The sequence below is a fragment of the Candidatus Poriferisodalis sp. genome (assembly GCF_965214215.1).
In the GTDB taxonomy this organism is placed as follows: domain Bacteria; phylum Actinomycetota; class Acidimicrobiia; order Acidimicrobiales; family Poriferisodalaceae; genus Poriferisodalis.
Genome location: NZ_CBDCBD010000002.1, coordinates 211,120 through 228,397, shown reverse-complemented (window position 1 = coordinate 228,397; position 17,278 = coordinate 211,120). Strand labels below are relative to the sequence as shown.

Genomic DNA, 17,278 nt, shown 5'->3' with positions numbered 1-17,278 from the left:
AGGCCCTCAGCCTACGAATACGTGCTATCCTACCAAGAATTGGGTCAATGCATGGAGGTCGATAGTGATGCAGACGGGCAATTTCGGAGTTCGTCGAGTCAAGAGACACTTCAATGCGGTAGCTGTTGTACTGGTCGCCTGTTGTGTTCTCTTGGTTAGCAGCATAGGGAGCCATACAGCAGTATCTGCCCTCAGCGAAGGTGACCAGTCACCAGATGCTTCATCTGAAGATGGCCCAGCCTTAGTCTCGGCGACACACACTGCATACAAGATTACGTTCGATAGTAGTGGGCGATTTGATCAAGCTCTTGAGATTGAAGCTGTCATGCCAGCTGGCGCGTTTGTTGACGGCCACATAATCGACATATCTCAGCGATTGGCCAACGCCGTTACTGACCCAATACTTGAAGGCAATCCTCAGTGGTTTATGCAGTTGGAAGCGATTCCCAAGATCGGAAAGAATGTCCAGCTTTCTGGCTCAGCAGTGATTCGATACGACAACACAGCGCCGGGTTCGAGTTCGGCGACCGTTGACGCCGTCCGTGTCGTCGAGCAAGGTAACAAAGATACAATTACGCTTCCTAGTGGTATCGAGGTAAGTGGGTGCAAATTCGTGAGCCGAGGTTCTGCAGGGAGGCAGGTGACGACGGCATTTGTTGAGATTGCATACGACCCGGATACCTGTAGACGTGTCGTCGAGTTAGGCATCATATCGCATGCTGCACCTGCTTCGGCAGCGACAGGCGACGCCGATGATGGTAACTCTACATCTGTCATTTCCGATCCAATAGCTGGTAACTCGGGTCTGCCGGAGAGTTCTACGGCTCCTGATGCAACAGGTCTCAGCAATGACGGAGACGGGAAGAACAATTTCAGACTAGAAATACCCGACTTTAGAGCCAAGACCCGATCCCAGGTTTTAGAACTTGCTTACCCAATCCTGCCTGCCACCTCAGAAGTTCATGCGCAGGTCGAGGTATGGAATCAACAACCTCAGTATTCACCCAGCAAATCGAGATCGTGGTCCGACTGGTTGGATGAAACAGGATGGCGCCGTGACAGTCGTTACATATGGAGTGATCGGAATTCAGACTACATTTACGTGGGTGAGACATCTAGTTTCTCAAATCGGTATTTCGCTAATCTAGTTTGCACTGGAGCTTTCCCGATTCCGATTTCGCCCGGTACCACGTTCGCTGGCCACACTGTGCAGACGGTAGGGTACGCTAATCTGACAAAGGAGCACTATGTCCTCAACTACAAGTATGGTGCGTGCTCGTATCTTCTGCGCACAAGCCAGACAAACAACTTTTGGTGGATAAACCGGAACTGACAGCTGCAGCATAATATTTCGATCGATGACTACGGTAAAGGCGTCGTTCGCCAGAGGATCACGGAACAGTGATTGGTTGATGCCTCGCTCATCTCGGCACGGCCGTGTGTCAATTATGAAATGTGTCGCTCTGCTTAGCGTAGTGGCCGTCTGGGGTATTGTGTCCTGCACTACGGAAGACCGTCAAGCGAGTTCCACACCGGCAACTAATGCTGCTGAGCCAGTGAATGAGTTCGTTCCTACCAACGTCAGTCGAGTTCACGGCGGTCCTGAGATTCCAAAGGGACCTGGATGGCCGCCCAGTATCGCGATCTTGGATACGGGAATCGATGCGACGAATTCGGATCTGAATGTAGTGGATGGCTTCAACTGTGCGACGGATGACACCGAGGACTGGCAGGACTCGAATGGTCATGGTACGTCATTGGCAGGCGTCGTCGGAGCGAAACAAGATGGTAAAGGGATTATCGGGGTTGCTCCAGGTGCGGAACTGTACGCTATCCGGATATTTGCAGACGAAACCTTGGCGTCCGAGGAAAGTGTTCTATGTGGCCTCAGGTGGGTATACCAGAATTCAAGCCACATCGATGTTGTACTGACAGCCTTCAACCGACCCGATGAGACAGCGGCTGATGAGGCCAACTGTACCTCAGATGATCTACGACAAATGATCTGCCACTTGCATGAGTCAGGTATAACTGTAGTCTCAGCCGCTGGAAATCAGAAGACGGACGCGTCGGTGTTTGTTCCCGCCAAACTGAGTCGGGTCATTAGCGTGGGGGCCATAGTCGACTTTGACGGGATCGGCGGCGGCTTGGGATCACCGACCTGTGGGCCCGGGATGGATGATGACATTGCTGACTTTAGCAACAGAGGTCCGAGCGTTGACATATATGCACCTGGTGTCTGCATACAGACAACTAGACTGAAATCACTGCGAAACTCTGTTGCGCCGAGCGGTACCTCTTTGGCAGCGGCGCATGCCGCTGGGGCTGCAGCGATCTATATGGCATGTCATGTACATGCGACGCCGGATGAGGTGAAGGATGCGCTACTGGATTCAGGTGAAATGGTATTGGCTGACGGAATGAGTGTGCCAACAATCGCCGTAGTATCAGAGTGCTAATTACTGCAAAGACCTGACCGTGGCGGCGATGCGATGAAAGTACCTGCTCGCCCAAAAGCAGAACGCTGGATCATCTTGATGGGTCTTGCATATTGGATTTCGTTTTCGATCTTCATATTCGCGCTGCATGGCGATGAACTTGACTTGGACGCTGTGTTCCCACTTTTTGGGCAGAACGGTAGGGCTACGAACTCCTATGAGACAACACCGCTCAATCCGCCAGCTGCAGTGGTAGCCGCATTCTGGACCGTCGGCACCATCGTCGGACTTCCCATCGTGGTACCGGTTCAGGCAATGGTAGCGGTTCTTCGTCTGAGCGCGATAGCCATCGGAATCTGCCTTCTTGTAACCATTCTCCGCCTCGGAATATTCTTGGCACCTGTACTAGCCCTTCAGTTGTGGGCCCTCCAGCGACGGGACTCGGCTGCTTGACTGTAGAACGGCACGACGTACTCCTCGAGTATTTCGGAGCGATTGCGTAGAGGGTGAATGGATGGGCGCAAACCTTCAGTAGGCCCCACTAGCTGCCTGCGGCGACAACATCCTGACCTGTGACTTTCCCTTACCTCCCTATGATTTGCGCGAAATTGGCCAAAGGCAGCCTCTCCTACCCGCGCGCCCTCTAAGCTGCGGCATCAGACTGAACCGGCTCAGTCTTGCGCTGAGTCCAGAATCCCGATCTGCGTCCTGCGTTAGTGTCGGGGCCGCGTTCAGGGGAATGTGACAGGGGGAGCTATGAGCGAATCAGTCGAGACATGGTCGCCGATGACCGGCGACGAGTACGTCGAGAGCCTGCGCGACGGGCGCACGGTGTACTTCCAGGGCGACAAGGTTCGAGACGTCACCACGCACCCGGCGTTCCGCAACAGCGTGCGCTCGATCGCCCGGTTGTACGACGCGTTGCACGATCCCGACCAGCAAGACGTGCTGATGTGCGACACCGACACCGGATCGGGCGGCAAGACCCACAAGTTCTTCCGTGTGCCCCACAGCGCTGATGATCTCGTCGGTGCCCGGGACGCAATTGCCGGCTGGCAGCGGCTGACCTACGGGTGGATGGGCCGCAGCCCCGACTACAAGGCCTCGTTCTTGGGCACGCTGGGCGCCTTCCCGGAGTTTTACGGCGACTACAGCGAGAACGCCCAGTACTGGTACCGGCGCAGCCAGGAAGAGGTGTCGTACTGGAATCACGCCATCGTTCACCCGCCGGTCGACCGCCACCTCGGTGCTGACCAGATTGCCGATGTCTGCATGCACGTCGAACGGGAGACTGACAACGGTCTCATCGTGTCGGGCGCAAAGGTGGTGGCCACGGGCTCGGCATTGACCCACTACAACTTCATTGCCCATTTCGGCCCCGTGCCCCTCCAGGACCCGGCATACGCGATCGTCTGCACGACGCCGATGGAAGCCGATGGCGTGAAGCTCATCTGCCGCAACTCCTATGAGCTGCAGGCAGCAGCCACGGGCAGCGTGTTCGACTACCCGCTGTCGAGCCGGCTCGACGAGAACGACTCGATCCTGGTGTTCGACAAGGTGCTGATCCCGTGGGAGAACGTGTTCCTCTACGGCGACCTCGAGAATGCCAACAACTTCTTCCCTGCGTCGGGCTTCATCCCGCGCTTCACGTTCCATGGGCTGGCCCGACTGTGCGTGAAGCTGGACTTCATCGCCGGTCTGCTGTCGAAAGCGCTGCGGGCGACCGGCACCCGTGGGTTCCGGGGCGTGCAGGCCAACCTGGGTGAGGTGATTGCCATCCGCAACCTGATGTGGGGCCTCAGCGATGCCATGGCCAAGAGCCCCGACCCGTGGGAGAACGGTGCGGTGCAGCCCGCGCTGCTCTATGGCATGGCCTACCGCACGTTCACGCCGTACTTTTACCCGCGCATCAAGGACATCGTGGAATCGGTCGTCGGATCGGGGTTGATCTACGTCAACTCGAATGCGAAGGACTTCAGCTCTGACGAGATCCGGCCGTACTTGGAGCGCTACGTGCGGGGCTCGAACGACATCCCCGCGATGGAGCGGATGAAGATCATGAAGTTGCTGTGGGATGCCATGGGCAGCGAATTCGGTGGCCGCCATGAGCTGTACGAGCGCAACTACGCCGGCAACAACGAGCAGATCCGCTACGAGAACCTCGATGTGGCCGACTTCGAAATCCCCGGCATGGGCTCGATGACGCAGATGCTGGAGGGCTTCGCCGAGCAGTGCATGTCCGAGTACGACCTCGACGGCTGGAACCTGCCGGGCTTCTTCAACCCCGACGACGTCTCCATCGTGGGTCGCGACTGGGACTGAGCCCAGCGCCGTTCGTTGCTGCGCGGCAGCAGCGCCAGCTGCAACGCAGAGTCGAACGCGGAGTAGATTTTTTTCCGACGAGCCGCGCCCGCTGCCTTTCTGCCGTCCAAGGAGCACACCGTGAAGTCCATCTTCTTCCACCTGATGCCGTACCCGGAGCTCCCGCCGGACTTTCCCGAACAGCACCGTTCGGTGTGGGTCGATATCGACCCCAAGCTCTACGACCCCGCTGTCGGCCACCGGACCTATAACGCGTATCTCGATCAGCTCGAATTCGCGGGCCAGTGCGGGTTCGACGCCGTCGGCATCAACGAGCACCACTCCAATGGCTACGGGCTGATGCCGAGCCCGAACATCATCGCCGCGGCCCTCTCACGGAACTGCCCCGACACCAACATCGTCGTGCTGGGCGACTCGGTCGCCTTGTATAACCCGCCGCTGCGCGTGGCCGAAGAGATCGCCATGCTCGACGGCATCACCGGCGGGCGCATGATCGCGGGCTTCCCGGTGGGCTCGCCGATGGACACGATCTACGCCTACGGCCAGAATCCCGCCACGCTGCGGGAGCGCTACCACGAGGGCGTGGATCTCATCCGCCAGGCGTGGACATCAGACGAGGTGTTCAGTTTCAACGGCAACTACAACAAGCTGCGCTACGTCAACGTGTGGCCCCGCCCCGTGCAGCAGCCCCACCCGCCCATCTGGATTCCCGGCGGCGGCTCGGTGGACACCTGGGACTGGTGCGCCGCTGAGGATCTCGTGTACTGCTACCTCAGCTACTTCGGTTACAAGGCCGGTCTGCGCACCATGCAGGGGTTCTGGAAGAAAGTCCAGGACCTGGGCAAGGAGACCAACCCGTTCCAGGGCGGCTTCGCTCAGTTCATCGCCGTGGCCGACACTGAGGCCGAAGCCTGGGACCTGTACCGCGAGCCGGCCGAGTACTTCTTCAACACCTGCCTGCACGTGTATGCCGGCTACGCCGATCCGCCGGGGTACAAGACGCCCAACACTGTGCGTGCCGGCGTGGAAGGCATGGTCGAGCGGGCCGCCCGGGAGGCCACCGCCCGCCGCGAGGCCAACGCAGCCGACGCTGCCAAGGCAGGCGCAGCGAAGGCGTCGTACGGCTCGAAGAAGCTGACCTTCGAGGCGATGGTCGAGAAGGGCTACATCATCTTGGGTAATCCCACCCAGGTCACCGAGCAGGTGCACGAGCTGGCCACCACCATGAACGTCGGTCACCTGATGGTCTTCAGCCACTTCGGCAACATGGATCCCGAGCTGGTGAAGATGAACACCGAGATGTACGCGACCAAGGTGATGCCCGAGGTCGCCGGTCTGTTCGAGGACGAGTACGAGGATCACTGGTGGCCCAAGGCCGACCATCAGCTCGCACCGGTCGGAAGCCGCGCCCAGTGAGCGCAGCCACATCGCTGGCCGGTCACTTCGCGCCGAGCTCGCTGCCATATCGAGACGGGCACATCGGCCTCGTCGAGCTGGGTGAGGGCCCGACCGTGGGCTACCTCCACGGGATGCTCGGCAATCCGGGCCCCCACGCCGTGCTGGAGCAATTGGCCGCCGCGGGGCATCGCGTGGTGGCGCCGAGCCTGCCGGGATTCACCGGCTCGAGCGAGCCTGATGGATTGCGCACCCTGCACGACTGGGTGGTCGCCACCAGTGAGGTCATCGATGTAGCCGGGCTGACCGGCGCCCCGCTGGTGGCCTCCAGCGTGGGCGCGATGATGGCGCTCGAACTCGCAGCGGTGCGACCCGAGGCCTTCGGGCCGATGGTGCTCGTGGCCCCGTTCGGTCTGTGGGACGACAACGATCCAGTAGCCGACCCCTTCGGCACGACGCTGAGCGTGCAGCGCCAGATGCTGACCGAGGACGCCGCGGCATCAGCGGCGTTCTTCGACGACCCCGCAGACCTGCCCGCCGACATGGTGGTGGAGCACGGCGTGCATCGCTATCTCACACGCACCGCCGCGGCGCAGTTGATCTGGCCACTGCCCGAGTGGGGTTTGGCGGCCCGTCTGCACCGCGTCACCAACCCCGTCACACTGGTGCACGGCGCCAAGGACCGCATCATCCCCGCTTCGTACCTCGGGCGCTGGGCGAACGCGCTGCCGAACGTGGTGAGCACCCATCTAGTAGACGACGCCGGCCACCAAGCCGATTTCGACCAACCCGCCGAAATCGCCAAGATCGCAGCCGCCGCGTTCGCCTAGGGACTCCAGCCGTTAGGCACAGATGCCGCAGCGGTGGAGGCGGCAGGAGACTCTGCGACGTTGCGACCTGCTGGATCGCGGGAGCTGAGGCTTCTGCCGCCTCCACCGCGGACGCGCGTTGCTAGGCAGAGCGGTCTCGCAGCGCCCGCTGGGCCTCGCGGTCGGTTTCTCGCTTACGGATGGCTTGGCGCTTGTCGTACAGGCGGCGGCCCCGGGCGAGGGCCAGCTCGAGCTTGGCCCGCCCGTCGCGGAAGTAGATCTCGAGTGGGATGAGCTGCAAGCGGTCCTGCTCGGTCCGTGCCCGCAGCCGGTTGATCTCGGCGCGGTGCATGAGCAGCTTGCGGGGTCGTTCGACCTCGTGGCCCATGGCTGCCGAAGCATGCGTCCACGGGGCGATGTGCAGACCCATCAGCCACATCTCGTCGTCGCGCACACGGGCGTAGGCATCGCTCATCTGGGCGCCGCCGGCACGCAGCGACTTCACTTCGGAGCCGCGCAGGACCATGCCGCACTCGAAGGTGTCGAGCACCTCGTAGTTGCGGCGCGCACGGCGATTCGACGCCACGATGCTGTGGTCGCTCGACGATGCGCGGGTGGGTGAGCCGTCTCGTTGCATCACCATTTTCCTCCCGCCCACATTTGCTGCGCTCATGGGCTGCTCGGGCCACGGCTTCGCCAATCGGCTCAGCCGTCGGCCATGTGCCCGAGGGTACGGCTGGCGTTGGTCGCACCAGCGGTTGAGCCGACGCCCCGCAGTAGGCGACGGCGATCATGACCCCGTAGAATCCTGAGCGAGCAGGTCGGGAATTGCCGTGGCGCCACGCAAGTCTGCCCTGCAGCCGCCCGCCCCAGCGCTACCGAACCGGGAGTTCCGATGGCTGTCACCGTCCGCTTGCCCACCGTCCTGCGCCCTCATGCCAACGGGCAGTCGCAGGTGTCCGCCGAAGCCAAGACTGTCGCCGAGGCGGTCTCATGGCTGGTCGGCGAGTTCCCCGGCATCGCCCCCAACTTGCTCGGCGATGACGGCAGCCTGCACCGCTTCGTCAACGTGTATGTCAACGACGAGGACGTGCGCTATCTCTCCCAGATGGACACGGCACTCGCTGAAGGGGACGAATTGTCCATCCTGCCGGCCGTCGCCGGCGGTTGAGCCGACAGCCTCAACAGCGGGCGTGTGTCGATACCGGCATTCGCCGTGAGCGTGCTGCCGATCCTGCCGTGGCGGCATCGCGTCGAACATTCGAGGCAGACGTGAGTGCAGCGTGACGGTATATCGCTCGGTCGACGAGCTGATCGGCGACACTCCCACCCTCGACGTCAGCCGGCTCAGCCCCAACCCCTCGGTCGCGCTCTACGCCAAGCTGGAAGGGCAGAACCCGACCGGATCGGTGAAGGATCGGGTGGCGCTCGCCATGTTGGACCGTGCCGAGGCCGAGGGCCGTCTGGCGCCGGGATCGGTGATCATCGAGCCCTCATCGGGCAACACCGGCATAGCGCTGTCCATGCTCGGGCAGCGCCGCGGCTACCGGGTGAAGATCGTGCTGCCCGGCAACGTCACAGCCGAGCGACGCCAGATGCTCGAGATCTTCGGCGCCGAGATCATTGCTAGCCCGGCCGAGCAGGGCTCCAATGGCGCTGTGCGTCTCGCATTGGAACTGGCCGAGGCGAACCCCGACTGGACGATGCTCTACCAGTACGGCAATGAGGCCAATCCCGAGGTGCACTACCGCACCACCGGCCCCGAGATCGTGGCCGATGTCCCGAACATCACCCACTTTGTGGCAGGCCTCGGCACGAGCGGCACGCTGCTGGGTGTCGGTCGGTACCTCAAGGAACACGCGCCCGGGGTGCAGGTGTGGGCCGTCGAGCCGCCAGCGGGTGAACAGGTCGAGGGATTGCGCAGCCTCGACGACGGTTACGTGCCGCCCATCTTTGAGCGCTGGGGCGGCGTCGACCTGCTCGACAGCAAGATGATCGTGCGACCCCGCGAGTCGATCGAGGCGACGCGGATGCTGACGGCTGAAGGCGTGTTCTCGGGAATCTCGGGCGGTGCCGCGTTGGCCGGGGCCCGCAAGGCCGCCGCCCGCATCGGCGAAGGCGTCATCGTGTTCGTCGTCAGCGACCATGGTTGGAAATATCTCTCGGTCGGCGCGTGGACTGACGACCTCGACGCTGCGGCCGACCACGCCGCCGACGTCATCTACTTCTGATTCGCTGCTCGGGAAATTCTCCGGTTGCTCGAAGCGGGAACGCGCTGCCCGACGAGCTGAAGCTCAGTGACTCCGGCGCGATGTGAGCCGAGCGTTTCGCTTGCGTAGTATCGGCCTCCGTGAGCAAGCTCTCGGTGACGGTCTTGGGTTGTTCGGGCAGCTACGCCGCGGCAGGCGAGTCCTGCAGCGGGTATCTGGTGCGCAGCGAAACGACGTCGTTGTGGGTCGATTGCGGCCCTGGCACCTTCGCCAACCTGCAATCCCACGTGCCGCTCGAGTCGGTCGACGCGATGCTCGTCAGCCATCATCACCCCGATCACTGTGCCGAGCTGCCGGTGGTCTACAACGCTGCGAAGTACTACATGGGCATGTCCCACATCCGGGTTCTCGCAACCGAGGGTGTGCGGGAGGTCACCGAGGCCTACGGTGACAGCTCTGATCTGTTCGGCTGGGAGATGGTGAAGGATTCGTCGGAGGCACGCGTCGGCGACATCGACGTGCTGTTCTCACGCACCGATCATCCGGTCGAGACACTGGCGATGCGCTTTGAGAGCAACGGCAAGTCCATCGTCTACACCTCCGACACCGGTCGGGGCTGGGCGCTGTCTGCCTTGAGTCGTGACGCAGGACGGCCCTCCCCAGACCTCGTGGTGGGCGAGGGAACGCTGCTGCACGCAACCGACAATCCCGAGATTCCTCATGTCAGCGCCGCATGGCTGGCGGCGGATGCCAACGACGTAGGGGCACGGCAACTCGTCGTGACCCATGTACCGCCCGGATCGGACCCCCAAGATCACCTCACCGAGGCGGGCGAGGTGTTCAGCGGCGATGTGGCGGTCGCGAGCACCGGCGCAACCTTTTGGGCGTGAACGCCGAGCGTGTCGTGAGAACTGAGCCCGAGTCGTGACGCGCGCCGACGGTCGAGTGCCCGGCGAACTGCGCCCCATCACGTTCGAACGCGACTTCACCGACCAAACGCCCGGATCGGTGCTGGTGTCCTTTGGTCGGACCCGGGTGCTGTGCACGGTGTCGATCGACGACGACGTGCCACGCTGGATGCGCGGCCGGGGGACTGGCTGGGTGACTGCCGAATACGCGATGCTGCCTGGCTCGAGCGGCGAGCGTGTCGGCCGTGAGTCCAAGCGCGGCAAGCAGAAGGGGCGCACGCTTGAGATTGAGCGCCTGATCGGACGGGCGCTGCGAGCGGTGTGCGACATGGCAGCGCTCGGCGAGCGCGAGGTCACCGTCGATTGCGATGTGTTGCAGGCTGATGGGGGGACGCGCACCGCATCGATCTGTGGCGGCTACGTGGCCCTCCACGATGCGTGCGCCCGCCTGGTCGCCAAGGGCGCCATCAACCAGCACCCGCTCATCGATGAGTGCGCCGCCATCTCGGTGGGGATCGTCGACGGCGAGGCCCGTCTCGACCTTCCCTACGAGGAGGATTCACGGGCCGAAGTCGACATGAACGTCGTGATGACCGGGCTGGGGCGCTTCGTGGAGGTGCAGGGCACCGCCGAGGGCGAACCCTTCGACGACGCCCAGCTCGCCGCAATGCTGGCGCTGGCCCGTTCGGGGATTACCGAGATCGTCGACCTGCAGCGAGCAGCCCTCGCGACGCCGCCTGCGTGAGAACCCGAGCCGATAGGCGAAGCCGTGGCCGGAGCGGTCCGTCAGCGACAGCGAACAACAGCGGGAGACAACGGGTGCGGCGACGAAGGGGTTCTTCACCCATCCGAGCCAACTCTGAGGCCGCGCACGCCGGGGATTCTGCGCTGAGCGGGGCCTGAGCGGATGCGGCTCGTGATGGCTTCGGCCAACCCGCACAAGGCGACGGAGATGTCCGACGTGCTGCGCGACGCGATGCCGTCCGCTGAGGTCGTGCCGCGACCTGCCCATCTCGGCGATGTGGCCGAGGATGGCGAAACCCTGGCCCACAATGCGCTCATCAAGGCACGATTCGTATGCGCGGCGGCCGGCGAACCGGCTATCGCTGACGACACCGGGCTTGAGGTAGACGCGCTCGGCGGCGCGCCCGGGGTGTACAGCGCTCGTTACGCGGGGCCCGAGGCCGATCCGGTCGCCAATGTGGCCAAGCTCCTGAGCGCGCTAGCGCATGTGCCGCTGGCGCAGCGCACGGCGCGGTTCCGGACCGTGGTCGCAGTGGTGTTCGACGACGGGCGAGAGGTGCTTGCCGAGGGCGTCGTTGAGGGGGCCATCGCGCAGTCGCCGCGGGGAGATCAGGGGTTCGGCTACGACCCGGTGTTCATCCCCGATGAAGCAGCCCACTTGACGTTCGCGGAGATGAGCACGGATGCGAAGAACCGCATCAGCCACCGTGGACGCGCGCTGCGGGCGCTCGCCGAGCATCTCTGACCGCGGCGGCGACCTGTTTAGCGTCGTGCGGCCGGAATCGTCCGGCTGGGCTCGATGGCCCCGTCGGTAACCTGCGCCCCATGAGCGACCTTCCCTCCACACAGCGCCCGAACCCGGCGTCTGAGCGTGCGTTCGAGTCCAGCAGTGTGACCGGTTGGACCCAGATTTCGAACCGGCTGCTTGACGACCGCATCGTGTTCCTGGGCGACGAAGTGGACGACCAGTTGGCCAACGTCGTCTGTGCGCAGATGCTGTACCTAGAAGGTCAGGACCGGGGCCGCGACATCTCGCTGTACATCAACAGCCCTGGTGGCTCGGTCACCGCCGGCATGGCCATCTACGACACGATGCAATTCGTCGCCTGCGACGTGGCCACGGTTTGCCTCGGGCTGGGCGCCTCGATGGGGCAGTTCCTGCTCACGGCGGGAGCGCCGGGCAAGCGCTACTGTTTGCCGCACGCCCGGGTGATGATGCACCAGCCGTCTGGCGGAGTACGCGGCCAGGCATCTGACATAGCCATCCAGGCCGAGCAGATGGCTTACGTCAAGCGCCTGATGGCCGAGCGCACTGCGCTTCACAGCGGTCAGGACGTCGAGCAGATTCTGCTCGACTCCGAGCGAGATCGCTGGTTCACTGCCGAGGAAGCCAAGGGCTACGGCTTGTGCGATCACGTGATCGTCAAGCGCGGGGAGATGATCTAGCCGGGCGCAGCAGTGCTCGTGCGTCTGGTTTATCCAGGCGCAGCAGTGCAATGGCGGGTGACGTAGTTCACGACTCGCTGCGTGGCGGCATCCTGGGTCTCGAGGAAGGGATCCTGCGCTGCGATCAACGCGGCCGCACGGTCGAACGTCTCCCGCGACGCTGTCTCGGCGACGGCATCGGAAAGCGCTGCGGTCAGATCGGCTAGCAAAGCCATGTCGGGTCGTATTTCCATCGGTGCTGCTGCTGCGGCGTCGGCGAACTGCCGAGCAGTGCGGTCCATTGCCTCGCGTGTAGTGGTGTCGTCGTTCGGGTTGACCGTCAGGCTGAGCTGGTCGACGACGAGCAGGTGAGCGAACTCCCCGCAGAACTCCTCGACGGAGGGTTCCCCGGCGTCGCGCCACAGCGTCAAGCGAAGCGCAAGGGCGATCGCTACGACGGCGGCGGCGATGAGGAGCCAGCGCCGGCGAGCTGTCACGGCCATCACGCTCGGGACGCTGCCTCCGCACGGCAGCGCAGGTCCGTGACACCGTGCGCGAGTCCCTCGGAGTAGCGGTACAACGCGCTGCCCGACACGAGCACGTTGGCGCCTGCCGCCGCAGCTCCGCTGATCGTCTCGGCCGAGATGCCGCCGTCCACCTCGATGTCGATTCCCGCGCCTGACGCCCCAGACGACCCGCTGTCGGAGATGAGCTGTCGCAGCGCAGCGATCTTGGGCTCCATCGTTGCGATGTATGCCTGGCCGCCGAATCCCGGATTGACGGTCATGACCAGCACCATGTCGACGAGGTCGAGCACGTGGGCCACAGCGTCGATCGGTGTCGACGGATTGATGGCCACGGCCGGTTGCGCGCCCAGCTCGGCAATCCGGCTCAGCGTTCTATGCAGGTGCGTCACCGACTCGGCATGGACGATCAGCATCTCGCAGCCGGCGTCAACGTAGGCGCCGAGCATCGGGTCGGGGTTCACGACCATGAGGTGGGCCTCGAACATCACGCTGGCATGGGTGCGGCAGGCCGCGATGACGTCGGGGCCGAAGGTCAGGTTCGGGACGAAGACGCCGTCCATGACGTCCCACTGGATCCGATCGACTCCGGCCTCGGCAAGCGCAGCGCACTCGTCGCCGAGGCGCGCAAAATCAGCGGGCAGGACCGATGGAACGATCTCAATGGGTCGCGGCGCCGTCGTTAAGGACGTGTTCACCCGGCCAGTGTTGCCGACGCGCCGCCATGAGGCGCGGCAGTTACCTCGGGAATGTGCCCGAGGGCAGTGGCTTAGTTCAGGCGTTCCACGATCATGGCCATGCCCTGACCGCCGCCGACGCACATCGACTCGAGCCCGAAGGTCTTGTCGCGGTCGGCCAGACCGTTCAACAGGGTGGTCATGATGCGGGCACCGGTCATGCCGAAGGGGTGGCCCAGCGCAATGGCACCGCCGTGGAGATTCAGCTGATCGACGATGTCGATGCCCAGCTCGTCGGCGGACGGGAGCACCTGTGCCGCGAAGGCCTCGTTGATCTCGACCATGTCGATGTCGCTCATGGTCATGCCCGCCCGTGCCAGCGCCTTCTTGCAGGCCTCAATCGGGCCGAGGCCCATGATCTCGGGGTTCAACGCCGAGACCGCCGACGAGATGACGCGAGCCAGCGGTGTGATGCCCAGTTCTTCGGCACGCTTGCGGCTCATCACCATCACGGCGGCCGCGCCGTCGTTCAGCGGGCACGCGTTGCCGGCTGTCACCCGGCCGTCGGGCCGGAACACGGGCTTCAGCTGTGAGACAGCGTCGTAGGTGACGCCTGCACGGGGCCCGTCGTCAGCGCTGACCACGCTGCCGTCAGGCAGCTCGAGCGGTGTGATGTCCATCTCGAAGAAACCGCTGGCGATGGCGGCCTCGGCCTTGTTCTGGCTCATCACGCCGTATTCGTCCATGGCCTCGCGGCTTACGCCCTTGTGCTCGGCGACGTTCTCGGCCGTCTGGCCCATCGCGATGTACAGGTCGGGCAGTCCCGGCGCAGGCGCCCAGTCGCCGTGACCGCCTTCTGACCGCACCTTGGTGCGCTCGCCGGGAGCACGGAACTGCGGGTTGGTGGTGCCGGGCAGGCTGTCGGAGTTCCCCTTGTCGTAGCGGCTGACGCACTCGACGCCGGCGGCGATGAAGGCGTCGCCCTCACCGGCGCGGATGGCATGGGCTGCCATGCGGATGGTCTGCAGCGACGAGGAGCAGTAGCGGTTGACGGTGGTGCCGGGCACCTCCTCGAGGCCGGCCAGGATGGCCGAGGCACGAGCGATGTTGAAGCCGGCCTCTCCGCCGGGCTGGCCGCACCCCAGCATGAGATCCTCGATCTCGTTGCGGGGAAGCTCGGGCACCTTGTCGAGCAGCTTGGTCACGATCTGCGCCGTCATGTCGTCGGGCCGCATCTCAGTCAGCGAGCCCTTGAATGCTCGTCCGATCGGGCTGCGGGCGGTGGCGACGATGACCGGATCGGTCGCGGCGTCAGTGCTCATGGGGGTGTCCCTTCTGCGGGCGCGCCGAGCCCTTCTGTCGAGCCGGTCACGCTGTGTGTGCGAGCACAGAGACTACGTGATTGCTAGGCACTTCGTCCGGGGACGAAGAGCGCGCTGATCCGCCTTCCTCGGCAGGGGACGGCCCGTCTCGTGAGCTCAGGCGTTCTGCAGTGCTCGCCAGACGTTCTGGGGGCTGCAGGGCATGTCGATGTGGTCGATGCCGAGGTGGGCGACAGCGTCGCATACCGCGTTGTGCACCGCCGGGGTGGAGCCGATCGTGCCCGACTCGCCGATGCCTTTCGCACCCAGGGGGTTGCGCGGGCTGGCCGTCTCGGTGTTGGACACTTCGAAGCTGGGCAGCTCCGCGGCCGAGGGCACCAGGTAGTCCATCAGGCTGGCGTTCAGCGGGTTGGCATCGTCGTCGTATTCCACGTGCTCGTACAGCGCTTGTGCGACGCCTTGGGCGATGCCGCCGTGCTGCTGGCCGTTCACGATCATCGGGTTCATGATGGTGCCGCAGTCGTCCACCGCCACGTGGCGCAGCAGTTCGACCTCGCCGGTTTCGCGGTCAACCTCGACGACCGCCACGTGAGAGCCGAACGGGAACGTGGAATCGGTCCCGTCGAAGTTCTCCTCGGCCATGAGGCCCGCCTCGACGCCCGAGGGGCGGGCACTGTCGTCGTTGGCCAGCTTGGCAATGTCGGCCCAGCTCACCGAGCTGGTCGGCACACCGGCTACCGCCAAGCCGCCTTCGGCCACCACGATGTCGTCGGCGGAGGCCTCCAACAGGTGGGCGGCGAGCTGCTTGCCCTTCTCGAGTACCGCCTGGCTGGACAGGTACACCGCCGAGCCTGCGGTCTGCAGTGACCGCGAGCCCAGTGTGCCGGCACCCGAGGGGACCTCGGCGGTGTCGGCGTCGACGTGAGTCACGTTCTCCATGGCGATGCCGAGCACGCCCTCGACGATCTGGCTGAAGGCCGTGTCGTGCCCTTGGCCGTGGCTGGAGGTGCCGACCCGAATCGTGGCCGTGCCGTCGTCGTGAACCTCCGTGCTGCCGTATTCCACGTGCAGCCCCACGGGGGCCGTGATCTCCACGTAGGACGACACGCCGATGCCGATCATCTTGGAGTCGCCGGAGTCACGCCTGGCCTGCTGCTCGGATCGCAGCTCTGCGTAACCCGATGCTTCGAGCACCGCATCGAGCGCCCGCTCGTATTCGCCTGAGTCGTAGCTCACCCCAGTCTGCAACGTGGTGGGGAAGGCATCGGGCTGCAGGTAGTTCTTGCGGCGAATCTCTGCAGCGTCCATGCCGATCGCAGCGGCGGCCTTGTCAAGGATGCGCTCCACCATCTGGGTGGCCTCGGGTCGCCCGGCGCCCCGGTAGGCGCCGATCGGCGTGGTGTTGGTGATCACCGTCGCAGACTGGTAGTCGATGACGGGAATGTCATAGACGGCTTGGCTGAGCATGCCGGTCAGCATCGGCAGGATCGCTCCGATGATCGGATACGCACCGGCGTCGGCGATCACGTTCGCCTTGAGGCCCACGATGCTGCCGTCATTGCGCACGCCGAGCTCGACATTCATGACCATGGCGCGGCCTTGCACCATCGACAGCATGTTCTCGGTTCGGTTCTCGGTCCAGCGAACTGGCCGGGACAGTTCTTGGGCCGCCCTGCCGACCACGATGTACTCGGGGTACACCGCTGCCTTGGGGCCAAATCCGCCTCCCACCCACGGCGCCGTTACTCGCAGCTGCTCGGCCTCGAGGCCGAGCGCGGGGGCGAGCGCTTCGTGCTGGGAATGAGCGTTCTGGACCGACACGTGCAACGTCATGGTGCCGTCGCTGCCCGGCACGGCGACGCAGCCATTGGGCTCCATCGGTGCGCCGGCGAGACGCTGGGTGACGATGCGCTCGGAAACGACATGATCAGCGCCGGCCAGTGCATCGACGCCGGGGCGCTCACCGGTCTCTTCATCTGGCCCGGGGATCGCGAAGGGGAAACACACGTTGGACTGCTGGCCCTCCCATACGACGGGTGAGTCGGGGTCGGCAGCGCGCTCGAAATCAGAGACGACCGGCAGCGGGCTGTAGTCCACGTATACGGCCTCTGCAGCGTCGTTGGCCTGCGCTTGGGTGCCTGCCACAACCATTGCCACCATGTCGCCGACGAAGCGGACACGACCGGCGGCGAGCGGCGGACGGTTGAAGTCCGGCGGCATCATCGGGAAGCCTTGGAATGCGTCCATCGACAGGTTGTCGGCGGTGTAGACCGCCAAAACGCCCGGCATCGACGCTGCCTCGGAGGTGTCGATCGAGGTGATCTCGGCGTGCGCTTCGGTTGAGCGGACGAAGGCAACCACAGCCGCATCGACATCGAGGTCGTCGACGTAGTGGTTCGCACCGGTCAGCAGACCAGGATCTTCCTTGCGCTGGACGGCATTCCCAAGAATCGAGCCCGATGCGGCCATCACTTGCCCCCTTGTGGGTGACGCTGCGCGAGCAG

16 protein-coding genes are annotated in these 17,278 nt (G+C 64.0%); 11 read left to right on the top strand and 5 right to left on the bottom strand.

Features of this window, described 5'->3' with window-relative positions:
- Window positions 1-67 precede the first annotated feature (67 nt).
- The 5 genes from ACOOF5_RS01295 to ACOOF5_RS01275 all read left to right on the top strand — a co-directional run bounded on the left by ACOOF5_RS01295 (window position 68) and on the right by ACOOF5_RS01275 (window position 6,985).
- Entirely contained in the window at window positions 68-1,333 is a 1,266-nt protein-coding gene (locus ACOOF5_RS01295) for a hypothetical protein (protein WP_420435816.1), read from the top strand.
- Between the two features lie 25 nt (window positions 1,334-1,358).
- Complete coding sequence (locus ACOOF5_RS01290) at window positions 1,359-2,459, top strand: S8 family serine peptidase (protein ID WP_420435814.1); 1,101 nt, start codon at window positions 1,359-1,361, stop codon at window positions 2,457-2,459.
- Window positions 2,460-3,194: 735 nt separating this feature from the next.
- Complete coding sequence (locus ACOOF5_RS01285; protein WP_420435812.1) at window positions 3,195-4,760, top strand: 4-hydroxyphenylacetate 3-hydroxylase N-terminal domain-containing protein; 1,566 nt, start codon at window positions 3,195-3,197, stop codon at window positions 4,758-4,760.
- Window positions 4,761-4,880: 120 nt separating this feature from the next.
- Window positions 4,881-6,176 carry an LLM class flavin-dependent oxidoreductase gene (locus tag ACOOF5_RS01280; protein ID WP_420435810.1) on the top strand — a complete coding sequence of 432 codons (1,296 nt, stop codon included), beginning with the start codon at window positions 4,881-4,883 and terminating at the stop codon, window positions 6,174-6,176.
- Window positions 6,173-6,985: an alpha/beta fold hydrolase gene (locus tag ACOOF5_RS01275; RefSeq protein ID WP_420435808.1), complete on the top strand. Its 813-nt coding sequence runs from the start codon at window positions 6,173-6,175 to the stop codon at window positions 6,983-6,985. Before ACOOF5_RS01280 ends, ACOOF5_RS01275 begins: the two co-directional genes overlap by 4 nt.
- Window positions 6,986-7,106: 121 nt before the next feature.
- Here the strand turns inward: ACOOF5_RS01275 and smpB are convergent, their stop codons facing one another.
- A complete protein-coding gene (gene smpB, locus ACOOF5_RS01270; protein ID WP_420435805.1) occupies window positions 7,107-7,637 on the bottom strand; it encodes an SsrA-binding protein SmpB in 531 nt (176 codons plus the stop codon).
- 222 nt (window positions 7,638-7,859) lie between these two features.
- On the opposite strand from smpB, the gene ACOOF5_RS01265 reads away from it, so the two are divergent.
- The 6 genes from ACOOF5_RS01265 to ACOOF5_RS01240 all read left to right on the top strand — a co-directional run bounded on the left by ACOOF5_RS01265 (window position 7,860) and on the right by ACOOF5_RS01240 (window position 12,272).
- Window positions 7,860-8,135 (top strand): ubiquitin-like small modifier protein 1, encoded by a 276-nt coding sequence (locus ACOOF5_RS01265; RefSeq protein ID WP_420435803.1) that lies wholly within the window; start codon window positions 7,860-7,862, stop codon window positions 8,133-8,135.
- A gap of 112 nt (window positions 8,136-8,247) precedes the next feature.
- Window positions 8,248-9,195 (top strand): PLP-dependent cysteine synthase family protein, encoded by a 948-nt coding sequence (locus tag ACOOF5_RS01260; protein WP_420435801.1) that lies wholly within the window; start codon window positions 8,248-8,250, stop codon window positions 9,193-9,195.
- A gap of 119 nt (window positions 9,196-9,314) precedes the next feature.
- Window positions 9,315-10,064 carry an MBL fold metallo-hydrolase gene (locus ACOOF5_RS01255; protein ID WP_420435799.1) on the top strand — a complete coding sequence of 250 codons (750 nt, stop codon included), beginning with the start codon at window positions 9,315-9,317 and terminating at the stop codon, window positions 10,062-10,064.
- A gap of 34 nt (window positions 10,065-10,098) precedes the next feature.
- Window positions 10,099-10,827, top strand: a complete 729-nt coding sequence (gene rph / locus ACOOF5_RS01250) for a ribonuclease PH (RefSeq protein ID WP_420435797.1) — start codon at window positions 10,099-10,101, stop codon at window positions 10,825-10,827.
- A gap of 162 nt (window positions 10,828-10,989) precedes the next feature.
- Window positions 10,990-11,571 (top strand): RdgB/HAM1 family non-canonical purine NTP pyrophosphatase, encoded by a 582-nt coding sequence (gene rdgB / locus ACOOF5_RS01245; RefSeq protein ID WP_420435795.1) that lies wholly within the window; start codon window positions 10,990-10,992, stop codon window positions 11,569-11,571.
- Between the two features lie 80 nt (window positions 11,572-11,651).
- Window positions 11,652-12,272 carry an ATP-dependent Clp protease proteolytic subunit gene (locus tag ACOOF5_RS01240; protein WP_420435793.1) on the top strand — a complete coding sequence of 207 codons (621 nt, stop codon included), beginning with the start codon at window positions 11,652-11,654 and terminating at the stop codon, window positions 12,270-12,272.
- A gap of 29 nt (window positions 12,273-12,301) precedes the next feature.
- Here the strand turns inward: ACOOF5_RS01240 and ACOOF5_RS01235 are convergent, their stop codons facing one another.
- The 4 genes from ACOOF5_RS01235 to ACOOF5_RS01220 all read right to left on the bottom strand — a co-directional run bounded on the left by ACOOF5_RS01235 (window position 12,302) and on the right by ACOOF5_RS01220 (window position 17,243).
- Window positions 12,302-12,757, bottom strand: coding sequence for a hypothetical protein (locus ACOOF5_RS01235; RefSeq protein ID WP_420435791.1), 456 nt, complete (start codon window positions 12,755-12,757; stop codon window positions 12,302-12,304).
- The gene (rpe, locus tag ACOOF5_RS01230) at window positions 12,754-13,473 is read right to left on the bottom strand and encodes a ribulose-phosphate 3-epimerase (RefSeq protein ID WP_420435789.1); all 720 of its coding nucleotides are present in this window, start codon (window positions 13,471-13,473) and stop codon (window positions 12,754-12,756) included. The genes ACOOF5_RS01235 and rpe overlap by 4 nt, the downstream gene beginning before the upstream one ends.
- Before the next feature lie 71 nt (window positions 13,474-13,544).
- Window positions 13,545-14,774 (bottom strand): acetyl-CoA C-acetyltransferase, encoded by a 1,230-nt coding sequence (locus tag ACOOF5_RS01225; RefSeq protein WP_420435787.1) that lies wholly within the window; start codon window positions 14,772-14,774, stop codon window positions 13,545-13,547.
- A gap of 156 nt (window positions 14,775-14,930) precedes the next feature.
- A complete protein-coding gene (locus ACOOF5_RS01220) occupies window positions 14,931-17,243 on the bottom strand; it encodes a xanthine dehydrogenase family protein molybdopterin-binding subunit (RefSeq protein ID WP_420435785.1) in 2,313 nt (770 codons plus the stop codon).
- Between the last annotated feature and the right edge of the window lie 35 nt (window positions 17,244-17,278).